We start from the raw sequence: 21439 nt of genomic DNA, 5'->3' as shown, positions 1-21439 counted from the left end.
GGGACGGACGGTGTCCCCCTCACCTCGTGAGCTGTGGGGGACGGGCATCGCATGATCGTCGGCGCGTGGGCCTCCGGTGGGAATGGGAAGCCGGTGGCGAGATCACGCCTGTCGTCAAGTCGCCATCGCGGCCCGGTGGGTTCGGGATGTGGCGACAACACGTCGTGTCATGCATCCGCCACGCGGGTGTGCTGCGGGGCCCCGGCCTGGCTCGGTAGACCCGTGCCACGACCTTTCGCCGGTGCCCGGGGTTCCGGCGGGAGATCCCCGACGTGGTCCCGGTCCTGCCGAGGCCCCCGCCATGCGAAAGGGCACTCATGTCCCGCCCCATCACCACGCGCCGCAGACGCCGGTTCACCGCCGCCGTCCTGGCGGCCGGCCTGACCGGCTCGCTGATGAGCCTGTCGGCACCGCCCGCCCAAGCCGCCGACGTGCCGCACCCGTTGGGCACCGCCGTCCCGGACGCGCCCAAGAAGGCCCTGACCGCCCAGCGCGACAAGCTGGGCGCCCACGACCGTACCCTCCTCCAGAAGGCGGAGAGCAGGAAGGCCGGGACGGTCACCGTGCTGCTGGCCACCGGCGAGGGCGACACCGAGGCGCTGCGCAAGAAGGTCGCGGACCTCGGCGGCCGGGTCGCCAGGGCCGACGACAGGCTGGGCTACGTCCGCGCCACCGTGCCGACCGGCAAGGTCACCGCGCTCGCCGCCCTCTCCTCGGTCCGGGCCGTCGACCTCGACGAGACCTTCAAGATCCCCGACCCGTCACCGGTCACCAGCAGGGACAAGAAGGACACGAAGGACCACGGCGGCCACGGCCCCACCACGCCGAAGGCCCCCGGCCGCACCACCCCGGCCGACAACCCCTACCTGCCCGTGGCCGAGACCGGGTCCACCGGCTTCACCGAGGACCACCGCTCCTGGGACGGCCGGGGCGTGACCGTCGGCATCCTGGACACCGGGGTCGACCTCGCCCACCCGGCGCTCCGCACCACCACGACCGGACAGCCGAAGGTCGCGGACTGGGTCACCGCGACCGACCCGGTGACCGACAACGACCCGACCTGGCTGGAGATGCGGCTGAAGGTCACCGCGAAGGACGGCACCTTCCGCTACGGCGGGGTCGACTACAAGGCGCCGGACGGGGAGTACGAGTTCCAGCTCTTCGAGGAGTCCGGCACCTGGGGCGGCGAGCTGGAAGGGGACGTCAACCGGGACGGCGACTACAACGACACGTTCGGCGTCCTGTACCGCAAGACGGACCACCGGGTGTGGGTCGACGCGAACCTCGACCGGACCTTCGGCGACGCCGATGTGGTCGAGCCGTACGCGAAGTCCGGCAAGTGGGCCGCCTTCGGCAAGGACGACCCCGCGACGGCCGTCGCCGAGTCGATGCCGTTCACCGTGGAGTACCGCGACGACGTGGACCTTTCGGCACGGGGCGGCACGAGCGCCGGCAAGAAGGCGGACTTCGTCAGCATCGGTATCGTCTCCGGCGCCCACGCCACCCATGTCGCCGGAATCACCGCGGGCCACGGCCTGTTCGGCGGGAAGATGGACGGCGCCGCGCCCGGCACCCGCATCGTCTCCGAGCGCGTCTGCCTCTTCGCCGCCGGCTGCACCTCGTACGCCCTCACCGAGGGCATGATCGACGTCGTCGTGGACAAGCGGGTGGACGTCGTCAACCTCTCGATCGGCGGGCTGCCCGCGCTCAACGACGGCGCCAACGTCCGCTCGGTCCTCTACAACCGGCTGATCGACGAGTACGGCGTGCACATCGTCTCGTCGGCCGGCAACGACGGTCCCGGCATGAACACGGTGTCCGATCCGGCGGTGACGGACAAGGTCATCGCGGTCGGCGCCTCGGTCAGCAAGGACACCTGGTGGGCGGATTACGGCTCCGAGGTGCGGGACCGCCGGTCGCTGTTCCCGTTCTCCGCGCGCGGGCCGCGTGAGGACGGCGGGATGAAGCCGGAGATCGTCGCCCCGGGCGCCGCGGTCTCCTCCATCCCGACCTGGCTGCCCGGCGAGGGCGTGCCCCAGGCGGGCTACGAACTTCCCCGGGCTACGGCATGTTCAACGGTACGTCGATGGCCTCACCGCAGGCCGCGGGTGCCGTCGCCGTCCTGCTCTCGGCCGCGTCCGCCTCGCACGTCGAGGTGTCGCCGGCCGGGATGCGCTCCGCGCTGACCGGCTCGGCGACGTATCTGCCGGACCAGCCGGCGTACGCGCAGGGGGCCGGCCTCGTCTCCGTACCGGCGGCGTGGAAGCTGCTGGCGAAGGGCCCGAAGCCGACGTCGTACTCCGTCGAGGCACCGGTCTGCGGTGTCCTCGCGGCCATGCTGACCACTCCCAAATCCGGTACCGGCGTGTACAACCGCTGCTCCCCCGACGACGGCGGGCAGTCGCTGCACCGTCCGAAGAACTACACGGTGAAGCTCACCCGCACCGGCCCCGGCAGCCGTGAGGCCCGCCTCTCCTGGCTCGGCAACGACGGTACGTTCAGCGCCCCGCGCACGGTGCGGCTGGACCGGGGCAGGGCCACCTCCGTCACCGTCCGCGCCCGGGCGAAGTCCGCCGGGGCGCACTCGGCGCTGCTGCGCGTGGACGACCCGGCGACCCCGGGCGTCGACCGGCTGGTCCCGGTCACCGTCGTGGCCGCCGCCGACCCGGCGAAGCCGTCGTACGCGGTGTCCACCGGCGGCGCGGTGGACCGCAACGCCACCCGCTCGTTCTTCGTCTCCGTGCCCGAGGGCGCGGCGGCGCTGAAGGTGGACCTGTCCGGCGTCGCCCGGGACAGCCAGACCCGGTTCCTGGCGGTCGACCCGCAGGGCATGCCGGTCGAGGACACCGCCGTGAGCCGCTGCTACACCCACTTCTCGGACGAGGCGGACTGCGCCCCGGGCTCGCGCACGTACCGGCAGCCGATGCCGGGCGTCTGGGAGTTCGAGGTGGAGGCGCGCCGCACCTCGCCGCTGCTCACCAACCCGTACCGGCTGACCGCGACCGTGCAGGGCGCCACGCTCGACCCGGCGTCCTCGGTGATCGACCGGGCGGCGCTGCACGCGGCGACCGAGAAGAGCTTCACGGCCGTCAACCGGTTCGCGCCGGTGACCGCGCACGCGGTGGGCGGCGCCCTGGGCGCCCTCTCCGAGGCCCACCCGGCCGTCGCCGACCAGGACATGACCGGCAAGCAGGTCACGGTGCCCCGGGACGCGACGCGCTTCGAGGTGTCGATGGGCAACGCCTCCGACCCGGACGCGGACCTGGACCTGTATCTGGTGGCCCAGTCGGGGGCGCTCGTCGCGTCCTCCACCAACGGCGGCTCCCGTGAGTCGATCGTGATCGACAAGCCCACGCCCGGGTACTACCTGCTCTACATCGCCGGTACGGACGTGCCGTCGGGCAGCACCGAATTCGACATCCAGGACACGATGTTCTCCTCGTCGCTCGGTTCGGTGACCGTGGACCAGGACAAGCCGGTGCGCCTGGCGTCGGGCAGGTCGGTGAAGGTGAGCGGGCGTCTGGTGGCGGACACCGTGCCGCCGGCGGGCCGCCGCATGGTGGGCCGGTTCTCGCTGGCCTCCGACACGGGCACCCTGCTGGGCAGCGCCGATGTGCTGCTCGGCGAGGTCAGCACGCCGCACGCGGAGGTCACGTCCTCGTTCGGCCCGGCCCTCGCCTTCAGCCTGGACGACACCGGCCGGGTCGCGGGTTCCCGGCAGGTGTCCGGCAAGGGCCGGCCGATGCGCTGGGACGCGGAGAACGGCGTCACGCTGCTCGACAACGCGGACGCCCGTGACGGTCACGTCCTCGGCCAGAGCCCGACCAAGGGGTACGCCACCGGTCAGCTGACGCTCGCCGAGGGCACCCGGGCGGGCGTCTGGGACGCGGACGGCAAGCTCACCACGCTGCCGCTGCCCGACTGGGAGGACTACCGCTTCGCGCGCGGCTTCGCCGTCAACGACTCCGGCACGGTCGTCGGCAACGCCACGGGCACCATCACCGACCCGGCCACCGGCCGCAGCCTCGAAGTGAACGAGGGCTTCGTCTGGAGCGCGGCGGACGGCTTCCGCAAGCTGCCGCACCTCACCGACAGCCGCGGCCTGACCGAACCGATCGCCGTCAACAACGACGGCATCGTGGTCGGCCACTCCGCCAAGGACGGCAAGCGCCGTGCCGTCGAGTGGGACGCGGACGGGAGGATCACCGACCTGGGCACGCTGCCGGGCATGCCCGACAGCTACGCCGAGTCGGTCAACGCCTCCGGCACGGTCGTCGGCGCCAGCGGTGACGACGCGTTCGTCCTGAAGCCCGGTGGCACGATGACCCGGCTGCCCGACTTCGGCTTCGACGCCAAGGCACTGAAGGTGAACGACGCCGGCTGGATCATGGGCACCGCGCAGACCGCGCCGGACACGGAGACCGCGGTCGTGTGGGACCCGGAGGGCCGCATGTACGAGCTGTCGGCCATGACCGGCTCCTCGCGCTTCGTGCCACTGGAGGGCATCTCCCTCAACAACCGGGGCGAGGTGGCGTACTACGCCATGGACGTGGAGGACGGCGGCTCGACCAAGGTCGTCCTGGCCGAGCTGCCTTCCTGACGCTCCCCCGCCCGGCGGGGTCGCCCTCCCCGCCCAGGAGTCTCGGCGTCGCGGGACGCCGGCCGTGCGGGTAGACAGGTCGTATGCAGACCTTTCTCCCCTTCTCCGGCTTCACGGAGTCGGCCGGCGTCCTGGACGCCAGACGGCTCGGCAAGCAGCGGGTGGAGGCTCTGCAGGTGCTCCGCGGCCTGACCGTGCCGGGTTACGGGTGGCGCAGGCATCCGGCGGTCCGCATGTGGGCGGGATACGAGGAGGCGCTCGTCCGGTACGGGCTCGACGTCTGCGCGGTCTGGACGGCCGAGGGGCGCGCCGACACCTGCGCCGGCACCCTGGTCCACGACTTCCGGGCCCACACGGGCGGCGCGCCGGTCCGCTCCCAGCCCGAGCTGTCGGCGGAGGGGGAGCTTCCGCCGTGGCTGGGCGATCCGGAGTTCCATCGCAGCCATCAGTCGGCGCTGCTCCGCAAGGACCCGGAGCACTACCGGGGCCGGTTCCCGGGCGTGCCGGACGACCTGCCGTACGTGTGGCCGGCGTCGGACAGGTCCTAGGCGGTGGTGAAGCGGCGCAGGTAGCCGTCGAGCCCGTCCGGCGTGGTGCCGGCCCATCCGATGTACCCGTCCGGGCGTACGAGGAAGAGCCCGGTGCCGTAAGCCGCGGGGGCGCTCCCGCTCACCACCCGGGCGACCGGTCCGCCCGCGACGCCGGGTGCGTCGGTCCCGAGCGCGAGGAGCGTCCAGTGCGGTCCCCGGAAGGCGTCGAAGAGGCGGAGGCCGTCGACGGTCGCGTCGGGTGCGCGGTCGCCGGCCCGGAGCGCGTCCTCCGGGACCGCGTTCCGTGACTCCTCGGTGAGCGGCGACTCCCGGTATCCGAGCCCCAGTTGGCGGGTGGCGCCGCCTCGGCGGACCTCGCCGCGGTGGACGCCGGTGGACAGGTCGAGCATCTGCGCGGCGACCGGGCGGCGCTCCTCCTCGTAGCTGTCCAGGAGGGCGGCCGGGGCGCCGCCCGTCAGGACCGCCCCCAGCTTCCACCCCAGGTTGTAGGCGTCCTGGACGCTGGTGTTCAGGCCCTGGCCGCCCGCCGGGGAGTGGACGTGCGCGGCGTCCCCGGCGAGGAAGACCCGGCCCGCGCGGAAGCGGTCGGCCAGGGCGGCGCGGGGGCGGAAGTCGGAGGCCCAGCGCACCTCGGTCAGGGCATCGGCGGGGAGGTGGGTGCGCGCGGCGAGGACCTTGCGGATGGCGTCCGGGGTGAGGTCGACGTCGGTCCCCTCCGGGAAGCGGGCGGTCAGCTGGAAGTCCTCCGTGCCGGCCAGCGGGCAGACGGCGAGGAAGTCGCCGCCGTCGTGGGGCGGGAAGATGTGCCAGTTGTCGCGGTCCAGACCGGTGATCCGGACGTCCGCGACCAGCGTCGGGTTCGGGTCGACGGTCTCTCCGGTCATCCCGATGCCCAGCGCGCGGCGCACCGCCGAGCGGCCACCGTCGGCGGCGACCAGATAGCGGCCGCGCACCGCACCGCCGCCGGACAGCTGCGCGGTGACGCCCTCCGCGTCCTGCGTGAGGCCGACCACTTCCCGGCCGAAGGCGATCTCTCCGCCCAGCTCCGCGAGCCGCGCCGCCAGGATCTCCTGGGTGCGCCACTGCGGCACCATCCACGGCTTGTTGTACGGCGCGTCCTCGCTCGGCTCGACCGGGTCGAACATGTGGTGCTCGCCGACGCGCTCGCCGTTCCGCCAGACCATGCCGACCGGGTAGGTACCGCCCGCCGCGTGCATCGCGTCGACGACGCCGAGGTCGTCGAAGACCTCCATGGTGCGGGGCTGGAGGCCCTTGCCCCGGGAGCCGGGGAACAGCGCCTCCGCGCGTTCCAGGACGGGCGCGCGCACGCCGCGCCGGGCCAGGTCCACGCCGAGGGCGAGTCCGGTGGGGCCCGCGCCGACGATCAGGACATCCACGTCCATGACGATTCTCCTTAACGCTGTTAAGTGCTCGGTGGTTCCGAGAGTGCCCTTAACGGCGTTAAGCTGTCAAGCGTGAGTACCGAACGACGCGCCCCCCTCGACCGCCGACGGGTCGCGGACACGGCGTTGCGGCTGCTGAACGAGGTCGGCCTGGACGGGCTGACCCTGCGCGCCATCGCGAAGGAGCTGGACGTCAAGGCGCCCGCCCTGTACTGGCACTTCAAGGACAAGCAGGCGCTGCTGGACGAGATGGCGACGGAGATGTACCGGCGCATGCTGGCCGGCACCCCGCTCGACCCGGCCGACACCTGGCGGGAGCTGCTGCGGAAGTCCAACCACGCCCTGCGCACGTCGCTGCTCGGCTACCGGGACGGCGCGAAGGTCTTCAGCGGTTCGCGCTTCACCGGCGCGGTGCACGCCGAGCAGATGGAGGAGAGCCTGCGCCTGCTCACCGCCGCCGGGTTCACCCTGGCCCAGGCGGTGCGGGCGGCCACCACGACGTACATGTTCACGCTCGGTTTCGTCATCGAGCAGCAGGGCGCCGAGCCCCTGCCGGGCCTGCGCCGGGAAGGCTTCGACGTGGACGAGCGGGCGCGGATGCTCGCCGCCTACCCGCTCACCGCCGCGGCGGGCGCGGAGATCTTCGCGGACTACGAGCAGCACTACGGGGAAGCGCTCGACCTGGTGATCGCGGGCATCGCGGCGGCCTACGGCGTCGACTGACGGCGCCCGCCGCGCCCGGGCGGGGTCACTCCAGGTCGATGACGACCTTGATGTCGCCGTCCCGCGCGGTGAACGCCTCGGCGGCGTCCCGCAGCGGCACCCGCCGGGTGATCATCCGCTCCAGCCAGGCCGGATCGGCGCGCCGGAGGGCTTCGGCGCCCGCCCGGTAGTGGCGCGCATTGGCATTGACGGACCCCACCACGGCGGTGTTCCCCCGCACCAGCGCGTTGTTGAGCGCGCCCGCCTCCACCGGCAGCCGGTGGGCCTCGGGCGACACGCCTATCAGGCAGACGATCCCGTAGCTCGCGGTCCCCCGCATCGCCCCGAGGACCACGTCTCCGGCGCCCGTCGCCTCGATCACCACGTCGGGCCGGAGGGCGGCGGCCACCTCGTCGACGGAGCCGCTGTGGTACGTGGCGCCCAGGCCGGCCACCAGAGCGGGCTTCGGCCCCGAGGTCACCCGGTCGAGCACATGGACATCCAGCCCGCGCTGCCGGCCGAGGAGCGCGGCGAGCAGGCCGATCGGTCCGGCGCCGGTCACCAGGACCCGCTCCGGCTCGAACCAGGAGCGCGCGCCGATCCGTTCGACCTGCTCCCACGCCTTGGCCAGCACGGTGGCCGGTTCGAGCAGGACACCGACGCGCTCCAGGGACGGGTCGAGCCGGACCGCGTAATCGCTCTCAACGGTCCAGAACCGGCTGGCGTAGCCGTGCCGTTCCCTGATCCCGCGCTCCGTGTAGCGCCCGTTGCGGCACATGTCGAACTCGCCCCGGGCGCAGGCGCCGCACGGTTCCGGATCGGGGCGCCGCACGATGCCCACGACCAGGTCCCCGGCGGCGAAGCCGCTCCCCGCGGGCGCCTGCCGCACCCGGCCCAGCGACTCGTGCCCGATGATCAGCCGCTCCTCGCCCTTCGGCGCCCGCCCGAGCCCACCGGCCACGATCTCCCTGTCCGTGCCGCAGACCCCCACGGAGATCCCGTCGACCAGCAGCTCCCCCGCACCCGGCACCGGGTCGGGCACCTCGCAGACCTCAAGGCTCTTCGCGGCCGAGGGCCGGACGGTCACGGCACGCACAGGCACTCCCTTCGAGCAGCGGGCTCAGATCAGCCCGAACGAGCGCAGCGCCCACCGCTGCGCCGGCGTCGGATGCGCGGGCCAGTAGACGTAGCACACCCCGCCGGTACCGCTCTTGACGTTGCCACTGGCGTCGTACCGCTTCGTCCGCAGCCAGATGGTCTCCCACTCGTGGCGCTTGTAGACGTGGCGGACGGCGTCGTCGTTCGGCGATGCGGGGTCGTTGGCGATGACGTCGCCCTCGGCGGTGAAGCCGATGACCGTCATCAGGTGGCCCGACGTGCCGTAGCCCGCGCCGGTCAGCTCCTCCTTCAGGAAGGACTGGGAGGTGATGACGGGGATGCCCGCGCGGACCAGGGTCTCCACGTCGCTCAGGGAGCCGAGCCGGGTCACGGCGGCGCTCATGTCGCGGTACGTCGCCGCGTAGGCCGCGTTGAACGGCCAGTTGCCGCAGCCCTCGTACTGGTTGTCGTACGTGAAGCGGGCGGCGTGGCAGACCGAGGGATCCTGTATGCCGGGCTCCACCCAGGAGAGGTCATCGGCGGAGGGCTTGCGGCCCCAGTACTCGATGATCATCTGCGAGGAGGTGGGGCTGCACCACGCCTCGCCGCCGTTGTCGTACTCCGGGTACTGCCCGACGTGGACGTTCTGCGAGTAGCGCGGCACCGGCAGCTCGCGGACCAGGCCCGGGGTGCTCGCGGGCACGGTGAAGCGGTCCGGGATGTCCGAGGCCATCGCGCCGATGCGCCACACCGTCGGGGTGAGGCGGCTGCCCGGCGTGCGGTACAGGGTCAGCCGGAGGCGGTACGACAGCAGCCGCAGCCCGCTCGCCGCGTCGTCCACCGAGAAGGTGTCGGTCCAGATGGAGCTCTTGCCGTCGCTCTGGTCGTCCACCGAGGTGCGGCGGATGTCCGCGTCACCGGCGGCCCAGCGCCCCATCACGTACCACGGGGTCTCGGTGCCGTCCGAGTAGCGGCCGCACAGCTCGATCCGGATCCAGGTCCCGGCCGGGGTCTCCGCGTTCCAGGAGGCGATCACCTCGGTCGCGGGGACGGTCGAGCGGTGCACCGGCGAGGTCCAGGTCGCGTACTCCCAGGCGGCGGTGGTGCCGGTGTGCGGGTCGGTGTAGTCCGTACGGCCCAGCGGGTGGGCGATGACCAGACCGGCCCGGCGGCCGGCGACCGCACGGGTCCCGGCGCGGTCGCCGCAGCGCCAGTCGGTGTACGTGGTCCAGGCGTGGTTGTCCACCGAGGGCGGCGCGGGCCGGGCGCGGCGCGGGGCCGCCGCCGCGGAGGCGGCGGACGACAGCGTTCCGGCACCGGCGGCCGCCACGACGGCGGCGGCGAGGACGGTGCGGCGTGAGGTGGGACTGGGCATGGGCGAGACCCCCGGTCGTCGTCTGCGGATTGGGGCTGCGGTGCACGACAGTGGGGCAACTATCGCGGGTCGCGTCCCCGTTCGGCCAGCGATTCGACCCGCGCCGATCAACCAATATTGGTCTCTACCACTGGCGTGACCTGCGGCTGGGCCGAACGGCCTACGGCCCGCCCCGGCTCGTAGGCTGGGCCGCATGAACGATCTCGCGCCCCACGCCGCGCGGCTCTCCGCCCTCCCGCCGTCCTGCGGGCCGGTGCGCCTGGTCGCCGTCGACGGCCATGCGGGGTCGGGCAAGAGCACCTTCGCCGGCCGGCTCGCGGAAGCGCTCGGCGGGGCGCCCGTGCTGCACCTGGACGACCTCGCCACGCACGAGGAGCTGTTCGGCTGGACCGACCGGATGCGCGTACAGGTGACGGGCCCGCTGTCGCGCGGCGAGCCCGCGCGCTACGCGCCGTACGACTGGACGGCACGGGCCTTCGGTCCCGTCAGGACCCTGGAGCCCGCGCCCGTCGTCCTGATCGAGGGCGTCGGGGCCGGCCGGCGCGCCCTGCGGCCGCTGCTGGCGCGGCTGTTGTGGATGGACCTGCCCGCCGAGGAGTCCTGGGCGCGCGGCCGGCGGCGCGACGGTCCCGCGCTGCGCTCCTTCTGGGATGGCTGGACGGCGGCGGAGACCGCGCATTTCGCGGCCGATCCGTCGCGCCCTTCGGCGGACGTTCTGGTACGGCAGTTGCCCCTGGGGTACGAGTGGCTGGAGGGACCCGGACGACAGCGGCGCTGAACCGTTTCGTCACCCGGTGTGACCGGCTCGCGCCACCCTCTCGCGCCGCCGGAAAACGGCTCGGAAGTACCTCAACTCCGCTTGACCCGGGGGCGGTACAGGTCTTACGTTCTCAATGTGCGGCTTTTCGGAGCCCCCAACAGACGCGAAGCCCCCGGTTGTTCCCCCGTGACCGGGGGCTTCGTCCTGTGCTCCCGCGCCTCTTCACCCGCCTCGCCCTTACCCTCGGTCACGGCGCGTCTTCGGCCTGCGGCACCCTTCGTCGGATACGCACCGCACAGGTACGATGCCTCTCGGTGCGGTCAATTCCCGTCCACGGCACAGCGATTCGGCGCGCCTGCGGCAGGCCCTGGGCGCGCTTTCGGGCGGCGGGACATCCTGGGGGCACGTTTGTGGGGGACCTGATGGACTTCGGTACGCAGGGCGCGCAGGCCCCGGCCGACCTCGCCTGGCTGCGGGGCGTGGACGCCTACACGATGGGCGCGTATCCGCAGGCCGAGGAGGAGTTCCGGGCGGCCGTGGGCCAGGATCCGGGCATGGCGGACGCCTGGCTGGGCCTGCACGCGCTGCGCGTCGACACCGCATCGGCGCTGCTGCACATGCACCGCCACCGCGACCGCTTCGGCGAACAGCGCACCCGCTACCGGCGCACGCTCAACTCCTGGTACTGGCTGGGCTGGTGGGTGCAGCCGGTGCTGGAGAGCCCGCGCGATCTGCTGCTCGCGCACGCCTCGCACTGGCTGGACGGCCGCCATGTCGCCGAGCTGGACCGGGCGCTGGCTGCCCTGCCGCCGGTGGAGACCGACCCCCAGGTCCGCTTCCTGCACGCCTGCCGCTCCTACCTGGTCAAGGACTGGGAGCAGCTCGTACGCCACACCGAGCAGCTGATCGACGACCCCCTGCTGGGCATCGAGGCGGGGCTGTTCGGCGGGATGGCCCGGGTGCGCCTCGAGATGTACGGGCAGGCGGAGCCGATGCTCGCGACGGCCCTGATGCGGTGCCGCAGCGAGCAGCCGCAGCGCAAGGAGCTTCGCTACTGGCTGGCCCGCGCCCACGAGGGCACCGGCCGCAGCGCCGCGGCGCTCCCCCTCTACCGCGCCGTGCACCGCATCGACCCGGCCTTCATGGACACCTCCGCGCGCCTCGCGGCCATCGCGGACTACGACGGGCTCGACGGCTCCGACGAGGTGCCGGACCTCGCGTCCGTCTCCCTGACCGGCATGGAGGCGGACGCGCTCTACGCCGAGGGCGCCGCGCCGCCGGGCGCCGACCCGGCGGACGGGCGGGAGCTGCCGCCCGGCGGTGATCCGCAGGACGTGCCCGGTGCCGGGGGCGCCCCGCGGCCCGGCAAGGTGCGGGCGAAGTCCCCGGCGGCGCAGCCGTTCCCGGCCGGGCCCAGCGACCCGGCGCTGCTGGCCGAGGCGCTGGCCGAGCTGGAGCGGATGGTCGGCCTGGAACCGGTGAAGCGCCAGGTCAAGGCCCTTTCGGCGCAGCTCAACATGGCGCGCCTCCGGGCGGGCCAGGGGCTCCCCGTACAACCGCCGAAGCGGCACTTCGTGTTCTCCGGGCCGTCCGGCACCGGCAAGACGACCGTGGCCCGCATCCTGGGCCGGGTCTTCTACGCGCTGGGCCTGCTCGGCGGCGACCACCTCGTGGAGGCGCAACGGTCGGACCTGGTCGGCGAGTTCCTGGGCCAGACCGCCGTGAAGGCGAACGAGCTGATCGATTCGGCGCTGGGCGGGGTGCTGTTCGTGGACGAGGCGTACAGCCTGTCCAACACCGGGTACAGCAAGGGCGACGCGTACGGCGACGAGGCGCTTCAGGTGCTGCTCAAGCGGGCCGAGGACAATCGGGACCACCTGGTCGTCATCCTGGCCGGCTATCCGGAGGGCATGGACCGGCTGCTGTCCACCAACCCCGGGCTCTCCTCGCGCTTCACGACCCGGGTGGACTTCCCCAGCTACCGGCCCCTCGAACTCACCGCGATCGGTGAGGTGCTGGCCGCCGAGAACGGCGATGGGTGGGACGAGGAGTCGCTGGAGGAGCTGCGCTCGATCAGCGGCCATGTGGTGGACCAGGGCTGGCTGGACGAGCTGGGCAACGGCCGCTTCCTGCGGACGCTGTACGAGAAGAGCTGCGCCTACCGCGATCTGCGGCTCTCCGGCTGCACGACGATGCCCACCAGGGACGACCTGGCCACGCTGCGGCTGCCGGACCTGATGCAGGCGTACGGCGAGGTCCTGTCCGGGCGCGGCCCGGTGGGCCGGGGGCAGCAGGAGCCGCCGGCGCTGTGAGCCGTGCGGCCGGCCACCGGGGCGTTCCCCGGTGACCGGGCCGGGCTCAGCCCACCAGGGCCCCGTCCGGGTCCGTCGTCCGCTCCTCCGTGCGGCGCGGCTCCGCCACCCGGTGCGCGGGGTCGCGGACCTCGCCGACCAGCGTCTCCAGGACGTCCTCCATCGCGACCAGGCCGAGCACCCGGCCGGACGCGTCCGCGACCTGGGCGAGGTGCGTGGCGGCGCGGCGCATCACGGTGAGGGCGTCGTCCAGCGGGAGTTCGGCCCGTACGGTGGCCATCGGGCGCCACAGCTGCTGCGGCACCGCGCGCTCCCGGTCCTCCAGGTCGAGGACGTCCTTGACGTGCAGGTAGCCCATGAACGGGCCGCCGCCCTCGGCGCAGACCGGGAAGCGCGAGAAGCCCGTGCGGACCGTCAGCTCCTCGATGCGGCGCGGGGTGACCGAGGGGTCCACGGTCACCAGGGACGCCCGGCGCAGCAGGACGTCGGTGACCGGGCGGCTGCCCAGCTCCAAGGCGTCCTCCAGGCGTTCCTGCGCCTCGGGTTCGATGAGGCCGGCCTGCCCGGAGTCCTCCACGAGGCGGTTGAGCTGCTCGCTGGTGAAGACGGCCTCCACCTCGTCCTTCGGCTCGACGCCGAAGAGGCGCAGCACCAGCCGGGCGCAGGCGCCGAGCGCCGCGGTGACCGGGCGGCAGAGCCGGGCGAAGCCGACGAGGCCGGGGCTCAGCCAGAGCGCGGTCTTCTCGGGCGCGGCCATCGCCAGGTTCTTCGGGACCATCTCGCCGATGACGAGGTGGAGGAAGACGACGAGGACGAGCGCGAGGACGTAACCGAGCGGGTGGATCAGCCCCTCGGGCAGGTGCACGGCGGCGAACACCGGCTCCAGGAGGTGGGCGACGGTGGGTTCGGCGACGGCGCCCAGGGTCAGGGAGCAGACGGTGATGCCGAACTGGGCCGCCGCCATCATCTGCGGCAGGTTCTCCAGGCCGTACAGCACCTGGCGGGCGCGGCCGGAACCGGCCGCGGCGAGGGGGTCGATCTGGCTGCGGCGGACGGAGACGAGGGAGAACTCGGCGCCGACGAAGAAGCCGTTCGCGAGGACCAGGAGTCCGGCGAAGACCAGCTGGACGAGGCTCATCGCGCCGCCTCCAGGACCGCGGGCTCGGAGGCGTCCGTACCGGCGGCACCGGCCACCCGGACGAAGCGGACCTTCTCGGCCCGGTAGTGGCCGACCTGGCGGACCGCGATCCGCCAGCCGGGGAGTTCGGCCCGGTCGCCGGGGCGGGGATGCGGCCCAGCAGATCGGCGACGAGCCCGGCGACCGTCTCGTACGGGCCGTCGGGCACGTCGAGTCCTATGCGGCGCAGGGTGAGGACCCGGCAGCTGCCCTCGGCGTCCCAGGCGGGGCTGCCGTCCTCGGGCGGGGCGGGGGCCAGCTCGGGGCGGTCGGCGCCCTCGGCGTCGTGCTCGTCGCGGACCTCGCCGACCAGTTCCTCGATGATGTCCTCCAGGGTGACGACCCCGGCGGTGCCGCCGTACTCGTCGACCACGACGGCGATCGGCTGCTCCTTGCGGAGCCGCTGGAGAAGTTGTTCGACGGGCAGCGTCTCGGGCACCAGGAGCGGCGGCACGGCGATCCGTCCGGCCGTGGTGCGCAGCCGGTCGGGGGCCGGGACGGCCAGGGCGTCCTTGAGGTGGATCATGCCGACGACCTCGTCGATGCGTTCCCGGTAGACGGGGAAGCGGGACAGGCCGGTGGCGCGGGTGAGGTTGAGGACGTCCTCCGCGGTGGCGGAGGTCTGGAGGGCGCTGACCTTCACGCGCGGGGTCATGACGTGCTGGGCGGTGAGCCCGGCGAGCGACAGGGTCCGCACGAAGAGGTCGGCGGTGTCCTGTTCGAGGGTGCCCGCCTCGGCGGAGTGCCGGGCGAGGGAGACCAGCTCGCCGGGGGTGCGGGCGGAGGCCAGCTCCTCGGTGGGCTCGACGCCGAGGAGGCGTACGAGCCGGTTGGCCGCGGTGTTCAGGGCGCCGATCACCGGCCGGAAGAGGCGGGTGAAGCGGGCCTGCGGTCCGGCGACGAACCGGGCGACGGTGAGCGGGCGGGAGACCGCCCAGTTCTTCGGGACGAGTTCGCCGATGACCATCTGGACGGCGGCGGCGAGCAGCATGCCGGTGACCACGCTGACGGTGGGCACGGCGCCGTCGGGCAGCCCGGTCAGGGCGAGGGGGCCGTCCAGCAGCTGGGCGAGCGCCGGTTCGGCGAGCATGCCGACCACCAGGGAGGTGATGGTGATGCCGAGCTGGGTGCCGGAGAGCTGGAAGGAGAGCTCGCGCAGGGCGTCGGTGACGGTGCGGGCCCGCCGGTCGCCCTCGGCGGCGGCGCGCTCGGCGTCCGCGCGTTCCACGGTGACGAGACCGAATTCGGCCGCCACGAAGAAGCCGTTGGCGAGGATGAGAAGGAATGCCGCGCTGAGCAGCAACAGGGGGTTGTCATGCCGCCGCCTCCACGGAGGGGGCGGCGCAGGTACTACCGGACGATCCGTCCATTGCTGGAGGGAGTCACTCCTCGGGTCGCAGGAAAATCCCCGCCGGCCGCGTGGGCCTTCGGGCGGGGCGGGGCGCGCACGGGGCGCCACCGCCCTCCAGAGTAATCAACGGGAGGCCGTGCGGGGCAGGGGGCTCAGCCGTTGTCCGTGCCCGTGCCGTGGCTTTCGGCGAGGGCGCGCAGGGCCCGGGCGTCCTGGATGGCGCGCTGCTTGGCGATGCCGGGCTGGATGCCGAGGGCGGGCATGCTGGTGCCGTCGCTGAGGTCCAGGAAGACCCACGGGTCGCCCACCCGCAGGTTGACGCGGACGATTTCGGCCCAGGAGAGGCGGCGGCTGCGCGTGAGGTTGACCACCGTCACGCCCTCCTCGTCCGCGACGACCTTGGGGCGGCTGAGCAGCGCCAGGACGCCGAAGAAGAGCAGCGCGGTGAAGACGAAGCTGACCCGCTCGCCCCCGCTGAGCTGTTCGAGGGTGAAGGCGACGACGGTGATGACGGCGAACATCACCGCGCCGACGGTCAGCAGGACCACCCGGGTGCGGGTCGGCCGGAAGGTGACCGGCAGGGCCGGCGGGCCGGGCGGGGGTGCGGGGGCTGACATCGTGCTCTTCTTCCGTCTCCCGCCGTCAGAGACGGCAGGCGTGGATCGCGGTGGTGAGGATGGCGCGGGCGCCGAGGTCGTACAGGTCGTCCATGATCCGCTGCGCCTCGGCGGCGGCGACCATGGAGCGGACGGCGACCCAGCCCTCGTGGTGCAGCGGGGAGATGGTCGGCGACTCCAGGCCCGGGGTGAGGGCGACGGCGCGCTCCAGGTGCTCGACGCGGCAGTCGTAGTCCATCATCACGTAGCTGCGGGCCACCAGGACGCCCTGGAGGCGGCGCAGGAACTGCTGGACCTTGGGGTCGTCCGCTGGGGCGCCGGTGCGCCGGATGACGACGGCCTCGGAGGTCATGATGGGCTCGCCGATGACCTCGAGACCGGCGTTGCGCAGGCTGGTGCCGGTCTCCACGACGTCCGCGATGACCTGGGCGACGCCGAGTTCGATGGCGGTCTCGACGGCGCCGTCGAGGTGGACGACGGAGGCGTTGACGCCTGCCTCGGCGAGGTGCTTGGCGACGATGCCCTCGTAGGAGGTGGCGATCGTCAGGCCGTCGAAGCCCTCGGGGCCCGCGACGGTCCCGGGCTTGGTGGCGTAGCGGAACGTGGAGCGGGCGAAGCCGAGCTGGAGGATCTCCTCGGCCTCGGCGCCGGAGTCCAGCAGCAGGTCGCGGCCGGTGATGCCGATGTCGAGCCGGCCCGAGCTGACGTAGATCGCGATGTCGCGGGGGCGCAGGTAGAAGAACTCGACCTCGTTGGCGGGGTCCACCAGGACGAGTTCCTTCGACTCCTTGCGCTGCTTGTAGCCCGCCTCATGGAGCATCGCCATCGCAGGCCCGGAGATAGCACCCTTGTTGGGGACGGCGATGCGCAGCATGAGGTCGGGTTTCCTTTGCGAAAGGTGTGGCGGGATGACGTACGGGGGGTGCGGGCCTGGCTCAGAGGTGGGCGTAGACGTCGTCCAGGGAGATCCCGCGCGCGACCATCATCACCTGGACGTGGTACAGCAGCTGCGAGATCTCCTCGGCGGCGGCGTCCTTGCTCTCGTGCTCGGCGGCCATCCAGACTTCGGCGGCCTCCTCGACGACCTTCTTGCCGATGGCATGGACCCCCTTCTCCACCAGTTCGGCGGTGCGGGAGGTGGAGGGGTCGCCGTTGGCGGCCTTGAGCTTCAGCTCGGCGAAGAGCTCTTCGAAGGTTTTGTTCGCCATGATGTGCTCAGAATACGGGGTGCCGCGCCCGCACTCAGCGCCAGGGTTCGCTGACCGAGCGCAGTGTGGCGGCGGTGGCGACCGCGGCGGTGACCGCTTCGTGCCCCTTGTCCTCGTTGGACCCTTCGAGACCGGCGCGGTCGAGCGCCTGCTCCTCGTTGTCGCATGTGAGTACGCCGAAGCCGACCGGGACGCCGGTGTCGACGGCCACCTGGGTCAGCCCGTTGGTGACGCCGTGGGACACGTATTCGAAGTGCGGGGTGCCGCCGCGGATGATCACGCCGAGGGCGACGATCGCGTCGTACCCGCGCCCGGCCAGCACCTTCGCGACGACCGGGAGCTCGAAGCTGCCCGGGACCCGGAGCAGGGTCGGCTCGTCGATGCCCAGCTCGTGCAGGGCGCGCAGGGCGCCGTCGACGAGCCCGTCCATGACCTTCTCGTGCCACTGCGCGGCGACGACCGCCACACGGAGGTCGCCGCAGTTGCGTACGGACAGTTCGGGTGCGCCCTTGCCGCTCATGTCTCTCCTGGCTTTTCTGTACGGGTGTCTGCTGGTGGTGCTACTGGTTGCCGCAGGCGGACGCGGGGACCGCGTCGAGCCAGGGCAGGTCGTGTCCCATGCGGTCGCGCTTGGTGCGCAGGTACCGCAGGTTGTGCTCGCCGGCCTGGACGGGCATCGGCTCGCGCCCGGTGACGGTCAGGCCGTGCCGGGTGAGCGCGGCGGTCTTGTCCGGGTTGTTCGTCATCAGGCGCAGGCTGCGCACGCCGAGGTCCGCGAGGATCTGGGCGCCCGCCGCGTAGTCCCGGGCGTCGGCGGGCAGGCCGAGTTCCAGGTTGGCGTCGAGCGTGTCGACGCCGCGCTCCTGGAGCTCGTACGCGCGGAGCTTGGAGAGCAGGCCGATGCCCCGGCCCTCGTGGCCGCGGAGATAGACGACGACGCCGCGCCCCTCGTCCGTGATCCGCTCCATGGAGGCGTGCAGTTGGGGGCCGCAGTCGCAGCGCTCGGAGGCGAAGATGTCGCCGGTCAGGCACTCGGAGTGGACCCGGACCAGGACGTCCTCGCCGTCCCCGATCTCGCCGTGCACCAGCGCGACGTGCTCGACGCCGTCCACGGTGGAGCGGTAGCCGTACGCGGTGAACGCGCCGAAGCGGGTGGGGAGCCGCACCTCGGCCTCGCGGCGGACGGTGGGCTCGTTGCTGCGGCGGTACGCGATCAGGTCCTCGATGGAGATGATCGTGAGGCCGTGCTTGCGGGCGAACGGCACCAGCTGGGGCAGCCGCAGCATGACGCCGTCCTCGCCGGCGATCTCCACGATCGCGCCGGCGGGCCGGAGTCCGGCGAGCCGGGCGAGGTCGACGGCGGCCTCGGTGTGGCCGTTGCGCGCGAGGACCCCACCGGAGCGGGCGCGCAGCGGGAAGACGTGGCCGGGGCGCACGAAGTCGCCGGGCCCGGCCGAGCCGCCCGCGAGCAGCCGGAGCGTGGTGGCGCGGTCGGCGGCGGAGATGCCGGTGGAGACGCCGTGGGCGGCCGTGGCGTCGACGGAGACGGTGAAGGCGGTCTTCATCGACTCGGTGTTGTGGTCCACCATCTGGGGCAGTTCGAGCCGTTCCAGCTCGTCGCTCTCCATGGGCGCGCAGATCAGTCCGCGGCACTCGCTCATCATGAACGCGACGATCTCGGGCGTGGCCTTCTCGGCGGCGATGACGAGGTCGCCCTCGTTCTCGCGGTCCTCGTCGTCCACGACCACGACGGGCCGGCCGGCCGCGATGTCGCGGATGGCCTGCTCGACGGGGTCCAGGGCCAGGTCCTCGACGGGGACTTCGTGGTCCCGGTGCAACCAGGTGGGCTGGGCAGTCATGCCGTGGCTCCTTCCAGAGCGGGTGTCCGCGTACGCAGCCACCAGTCGCGCATGCCCCACAGGACGAGGGCGCCGTAGACGACGTAGATGAGACCGGAGAAGGCGAGCCCGCTGTGGAAGTTCAGCGGGACGCCGACCAGGTCGACCAGGAGCCAGGCGAACCAGAACTCGACCATGCCGCGCGCCTGGGCGAGCATCGCGACCAGCGTGCCCGCGAAGATGTACGCGTCCGCCCACGGGCTCCAGGAGAGCGAGGGGAAGGCGGTGAACAGGCCGCCGACCGCGAGGGTGCCGAGGGCCGCCCCGCCGACCAGGTAGCCGCGTTCGCGCCAGGTGGCGAACCGGACCGCTATGGAGCCGTCCTGGGCCTGCTGCCGCCCGCGGGTCCACTGCTGCCAGCCCCAGACGGCGACCGCGATGACGATGACCTGCTTGCCGACGCTGCCCGCCTGCTGGACGGAGACATTGGCGGCGACCAGCACGACGCCGGACAGGAGCTGGGCGGGCCAGGTCCAGATCGAGCGCAGCCAGCCGAGCGCGAGGGCGATCAGGCCGACGGTGTTGCCGATCATGTCGGACCAGATGATGTGCTGGTCGAGGACGGTGAACGCCTCGGAGTTCAGCCAGTGCAGGGCGCTCACTTCGCTTCCTCCGCGGTCTCCGGCGCGCCGTTGCCGAGCAGCCGCTCGACGTACTTCGCGATGACGTCCACTTCGAGGTTGACCGGGTCGCCGGGCCCCTTGATGCCGAGCGTGGTCAGCGCCAGGGTGGTGGGGATGAGGCTGATGGTGAAGAAGTCGGGTCCGGCGTCCACCACGGTCAGGCTGACGCCGTCGACGGTGATCGAGCCCTTCTCCACCACGTACCGGGTGAGGGCGGCCGGGAGCGAGATCTTGACGATCTCCCAGTTCTCGGAGGGGCGGCGCTCCAGGATGTGCCCGGTGCCGTCGACGTGGCCCTGGACGATGTGGCCGCCGAGCCGTCCGCCGAGCGCCATGGGGCGTTCGAGGTTGACGCGGGAGCCGGTCGTCAGGGCGCCGAGGCTGGAGCGGTTCAGCGTCTCGGCCATCACATCGGCGGTGAACTCGTGCTCGCCGAGGTCCACCACGGTCAGGCAGACGCCGTTCACGGCGATGGAGTCGCCGTGCTTGGCGCCCTCGGTGACGACGGGTCCGCGCAGGCGGAAGCGGGAGGCGTCGTCCAGTTGCTCGACGGCGGTGACCTCGCCCAGTTCTTCGACGATTCCGGTGAACATTCAGTTCTCCTTCCGGGCGGGGCCGGGGACGGCGGTGACGCGCAGATCGGGGCCGATGCGGACGGTCTCCGTCACGTCGAGGCGCAACGCCTCGGTGATCGTGGAGATTCCGGCGTCGGCGAGGGCGGCGGGGCCCGCGCCGATGAGGACGGGGGCGAGATAGCCGACGACCTTGTCGACGAGTCCCGCGGCGACGAAGGCGCCGGCCAGGACCGGGCCGCCTTCGAGGAGTACGGAGCGGACGCCGCGCCCGTGGAGGGCGGCGAGCAGGGCGGCCGGGTCGAGCCCGGGCCCGTCGGCCGCGCGGGGCAGCCGCAGGACCAGCTCGTCGGGCAGGTGGCCGGTCTCCGCGTCCTCGGCGACCGCGACCAGGGTGGGCGCGGTGGCGTCGAGGACCCGGGCGCCGGGGTGTACGGCGGTGGCGCGGGTGTCCATGACGACGCGCAGGGGCTGGACCGCGCCGTCGATGCCGCGCACCCCGAGCTGGGGGTCGTCGGCGCGGGCGGTGCCGGAGCCGACGAGGACCGCGTCGGCCTCGGCGCGCAGCCGGTGCACGTCGGCGCGGGACTCGGCGGAGCTGATCCAGCGGCTGGTGCCGTCGGCGGCGGCGACCCGGCCGTCCAGGCTCGCGGCGTACTTCCAGGTGACGTGCGGGCGGCCCAGCCGGACGGAGGTGAGCCAGGCGGCGTTGCCCGCCTCGGCCTCGTCGGCGAGGAGGCCCGCCTCGGCCCGGACGCCGGCGGCGCGGAGCGTGTCGGCGCCTCCGGTGGCCTGCGGGTTCGGGTCGCCGACCGCGTACACGACACGGGCGATCCCGGCCTCGACGAGCGCCCGGGCGCAGGGGCCGGTGCGGCCGGTGTGGTTACACGGTTCGAGGGTGACGTAGGCGGTCCCGCCCCGGGCCCGGTCGCCGGCCGCGCGCAGGGCGTGGATCTCGGCGTGCGGGCCGCCGGCGCGCTGGTGGAAGCCCTCGCCCGCGGTCTCGCCGGCGGCGTCGAGGACGACGCATCCCACGACCGGGTTGGGGCTGGTGGAGCCGAGGCCGCGGGCGGCGAGCGCGATGGCTCGGCGCATGGCGGTGATGTCGGCTGCGGTGTCCACCGGGTCCTCCTGCCTCTTCGGGCACGGACTCCGGGGCCTGTCGATGACGACAGAAGAAGCGGAACGCACG

General features: G+C 73.0%; 17 protein-coding genes and 2 pseudogenes. 6 read left to right on the top strand and 13 right to left on the bottom strand.

The annotated features are described in order from the left end of the window. The first annotated feature begins 317 nt into the window (after window positions 1–317). The 3 genes from NEH16_RS26945 (at window position 318) to NEH16_RS26935 (ending at window position 5148) form a co-directional block, all read left to right on the top strand. Window positions 318–2186, top strand: a complete 1869-nt coding sequence (locus NEH16_RS26945; RefSeq protein ID WP_265545438.1) for a S8 family serine peptidase — start codon at window positions 318–320, stop codon at window positions 2184–2186. Then, a complete protein-coding gene (locus NEH16_RS26940; protein ID WP_265545436.1) occupies window positions 2087–4600 on the top strand; it encodes a pre-peptidase C-terminal domain-containing protein in 2514 nt (837 codons plus the stop codon). The genes NEH16_RS26945 and NEH16_RS26940 overlap by 100 nt, the downstream gene beginning before the upstream one ends. Window positions 4601–4683: 83 nt before the next feature. Then, window positions 4684–5148, top strand: a complete 465-nt coding sequence (locus NEH16_RS26935) for an MSMEG_6728 family protein (RefSeq protein ID WP_265545434.1) — start codon at window positions 4684–4686, stop codon at window positions 5146–5148. Here the strand turns inward: NEH16_RS26935 and NEH16_RS26930 are convergent. Next, window positions 5145–6554, bottom strand: a complete 1410-nt coding sequence (locus NEH16_RS26930; RefSeq protein ID WP_265545433.1) for an FAD-dependent oxidoreductase — start codon at window positions 6552–6554, stop codon at window positions 5145–5147. The two genes, NEH16_RS26935 and NEH16_RS26930, sit on opposite strands and share 4 nt — an antisense overlap. Window positions 6555–6626: 72 nt before the next feature. Between NEH16_RS26930 and NEH16_RS26925 the strand changes: the two genes are divergently transcribed. After that, entirely contained in the window at window positions 6627–7277 is a 651-nt protein-coding gene (locus NEH16_RS26925; RefSeq protein WP_265545432.1) for a TetR/AcrR family transcriptional regulator C-terminal domain-containing protein, read from the top strand. Window positions 7278–7302: 25 nt separating this feature from the next. On the opposite strand, the gene NEH16_RS26920 is transcribed toward NEH16_RS26925, so the two are convergent. Further along, a complete protein-coding gene (locus NEH16_RS26920) occupies window positions 7303–8352 on the bottom strand; it encodes a glucose 1-dehydrogenase (protein WP_265545430.1) in 1050 nt (349 codons plus the stop codon). Between the two features lie 24 nt (window positions 8353–8376). Beyond that, on the bottom strand, window positions 8377–9729 hold the full coding sequence (locus NEH16_RS26915; RefSeq protein WP_265545429.1) for a peptidase C39 family protein: 1353 nt from the start codon (window positions 9727–9729) through the stop codon (window positions 8377–8379). 193 nt (window positions 9730–9922) lie between these two features. Here NEH16_RS26915 and NEH16_RS26910 point away from each other — a divergent pair. Together NEH16_RS26910 and NEH16_RS26905 are read left to right on the top strand one after the other, a co-directional pair. Continuing rightward, window positions 9923–10545, top strand: a pseudogene (locus NEH16_RS26910) (uridine kinase family protein); the annotation flags it as partial. 366 nt (window positions 10546–10911) lie between these two features. Then, window positions 10912–12801: an AAA family ATPase gene (locus NEH16_RS26905; RefSeq protein WP_265545425.1), complete on the top strand. Its 1890-nt coding sequence runs from the start codon at window positions 10912–10914 to the stop codon at window positions 12799–12801. 46 nt (window positions 12802–12847) lie between these two features. Here the strand turns inward: NEH16_RS26905 and NEH16_RS26900 are convergent, their stop codons facing one another. From NEH16_RS26900 to ribD, 10 genes and pseudogenes are all read right to left on the bottom strand, one after another. Beyond that, window positions 12848–13939: a hemolysin family protein gene (locus tag NEH16_RS26900; protein ID WP_073967744.1), complete on the bottom strand. Its 1092-nt coding sequence runs from the start codon at window positions 13937–13939 to the stop codon at window positions 12848–12850. After that, a pseudogene (locus tag NEH16_RS26895) lies at window positions 13936–15281 on the bottom strand (hemolysin family protein). The gene NEH16_RS26900 and the pseudogene NEH16_RS26895 overlap by 4 nt, the downstream one beginning before the upstream one ends. Window positions 15282–15481: 200 nt before the next feature. Next, window positions 15482–15946: a PH domain-containing protein gene (locus NEH16_RS26890; protein ID WP_265545424.1), complete on the bottom strand. Its 465-nt coding sequence runs from the start codon at window positions 15944–15946 to the stop codon at window positions 15482–15484. Window positions 15947–15971: 25 nt separating this feature from the next. Next, on the bottom strand, window positions 15972–16820 hold the full coding sequence (gene hisG / locus NEH16_RS26885; RefSeq protein ID WP_073967747.1) for an ATP phosphoribosyltransferase: 849 nt from the start codon (window positions 16818–16820) through the stop codon (window positions 15972–15974). A 61-nt stretch (window positions 16821–16881) separates the two neighbouring features. Next, complete coding sequence (locus NEH16_RS26880; protein ID WP_073967748.1) at window positions 16882–17154, bottom strand: phosphoribosyl-ATP diphosphatase; 273 nt, start codon at window positions 17152–17154, stop codon at window positions 16882–16884. A 34-nt stretch (window positions 17155–17188) separates the two neighbouring features. Beyond that, entirely contained in the window at window positions 17189–17674 is a 486-nt protein-coding gene (ribH, locus tag NEH16_RS26875) for a 6,7-dimethyl-8-ribityllumazine synthase (RefSeq protein WP_073967749.1), read from the bottom strand. 40 nt (window positions 17675–17714) lie between these two features. After that, window positions 17715–19013: a bifunctional 3,4-dihydroxy-2-butanone-4-phosphate synthase/GTP cyclohydrolase II gene (locus NEH16_RS26870; protein ID WP_265545423.1), complete on the bottom strand. Its 1299-nt coding sequence runs from the start codon at window positions 19011–19013 to the stop codon at window positions 17715–17717. Further along, window positions 19010–19654 (bottom strand): nicotinamide mononucleotide transporter family protein, encoded by a 645-nt coding sequence (locus tag NEH16_RS26865; protein WP_018103934.1) that lies wholly within the window; start codon window positions 19652–19654, stop codon window positions 19010–19012. Before NEH16_RS26865 ends, NEH16_RS26870 begins: the two co-directional genes overlap by 4 nt. Then, entirely contained in the window at window positions 19651–20268 is a 618-nt protein-coding gene (locus NEH16_RS26860; RefSeq protein ID WP_265545420.1) for a riboflavin synthase, read from the bottom strand. Before NEH16_RS26860 ends, NEH16_RS26865 begins: the two co-directional genes overlap by 4 nt. Further along, window positions 20269–21369 (bottom strand): bifunctional diaminohydroxyphosphoribosylaminopyrimidine deaminase/5-amino-6-(5-phosphoribosylamino)uracil reductase RibD, encoded by a 1101-nt coding sequence (gene ribD, locus NEH16_RS26855; RefSeq protein ID WP_265545419.1) that lies wholly within the window; start codon window positions 21367–21369, stop codon window positions 20269–20271. Between the last annotated feature and the right edge of the window lie 70 nt (window positions 21370–21439).

Origin of the sequence: Streptomyces drozdowiczii (genome assembly GCF_026167665.1) — a bacterium.
In the GTDB taxonomy this organism is placed as follows: Bacteria; Actinomycetota; Actinomycetes; order Streptomycetales; family Streptomycetaceae; genus Streptomyces; species Streptomyces drozdowiczii_A.
Note: the sequence above shows the minus strand (reverse complement) of the source record. Positions and strands in the feature narration are given on the sequence as shown.

Bases quoted from the DNA above. Each gene is read 5' to 3' on its own strand.
- NEH16_RS26945 (WP_265545438.1), top strand. From the start codon at position 318: ATGTCCCGCCCCATCACCACGCGCCGCAGACGCCGGTTCACCGCCGCC.
- NEH16_RS26940 (WP_265545436.1), top strand. From the start codon at position 2,087: ATGGCCTCACCGCAGGCCGCGGGTGCCGTCGCCGTCCTGCTCTCGGCC.
- NEH16_RS26935 (WP_265545434.1), top strand. From the start codon at position 4,684: ATGCAGACCTTTCTCCCCTTCTCCGGCTTCACGGAGTCGGCCGGCGTC.
- NEH16_RS26930 (WP_265545433.1), bottom strand. From the start codon at position 6,554: ATGGACGTGGATGTCCTGATCGTCGGCGCGGGCCCCACCGGACTCGCC.
- NEH16_RS26915 (WP_265545429.1), bottom strand. From the start codon at position 9,729: ATGCCCAGTCCCACCTCACGCCGCACCGTCCTCGCCGCCGCCGTCGTG.
- NEH16_RS26905 (WP_265545425.1), top strand. From the start codon at position 10,912: ATGGACTTCGGTACGCAGGGCGCGCAGGCCCCGGCCGACCTCGCCTGG.
- NEH16_RS26900 (WP_073967744.1), bottom strand. From the start codon at position 13,939: ATGAGCCTCGTCCAGCTGGTCTTCGCCGGACTCCTGGTCCTCGCGAAC.
- NEH16_RS26890 (WP_265545424.1), bottom strand. From the start codon at position 15,946: ATGTCAGCCCCCGCACCCCCGCCCGGCCCGCCGGCCCTGCCGGTCACC.
- hisG (WP_073967747.1), bottom strand. From the start codon at position 16,820: ATGCTGCGCATCGCCGTCCCCAACAAGGGTGCTATCTCCGGGCCTGCG.
- NEH16_RS26880 (WP_073967748.1), bottom strand. From the start codon at position 17,154: ATGGCGAACAAAACCTTCGAAGAGCTCTTCGCCGAGCTGAAGCTCAAG.
- ribH (WP_073967749.1), bottom strand. From the start codon at position 17,674: ATGAGCGGCAAGGGCGCACCCGAACTGTCCGTACGCAACTGCGGCGAC.
- NEH16_RS26870 (WP_265545423.1), bottom strand. From the start codon at position 19,013: ATGACTGCCCAGCCCACCTGGTTGCACCGGGACCACGAAGTCCCCGTC.
- NEH16_RS26860 (WP_265545420.1), bottom strand. From the start codon at position 20,268: ATGTTCACCGGAATCGTCGAAGAACTGGGCGAGGTCACCGCCGTCGAG.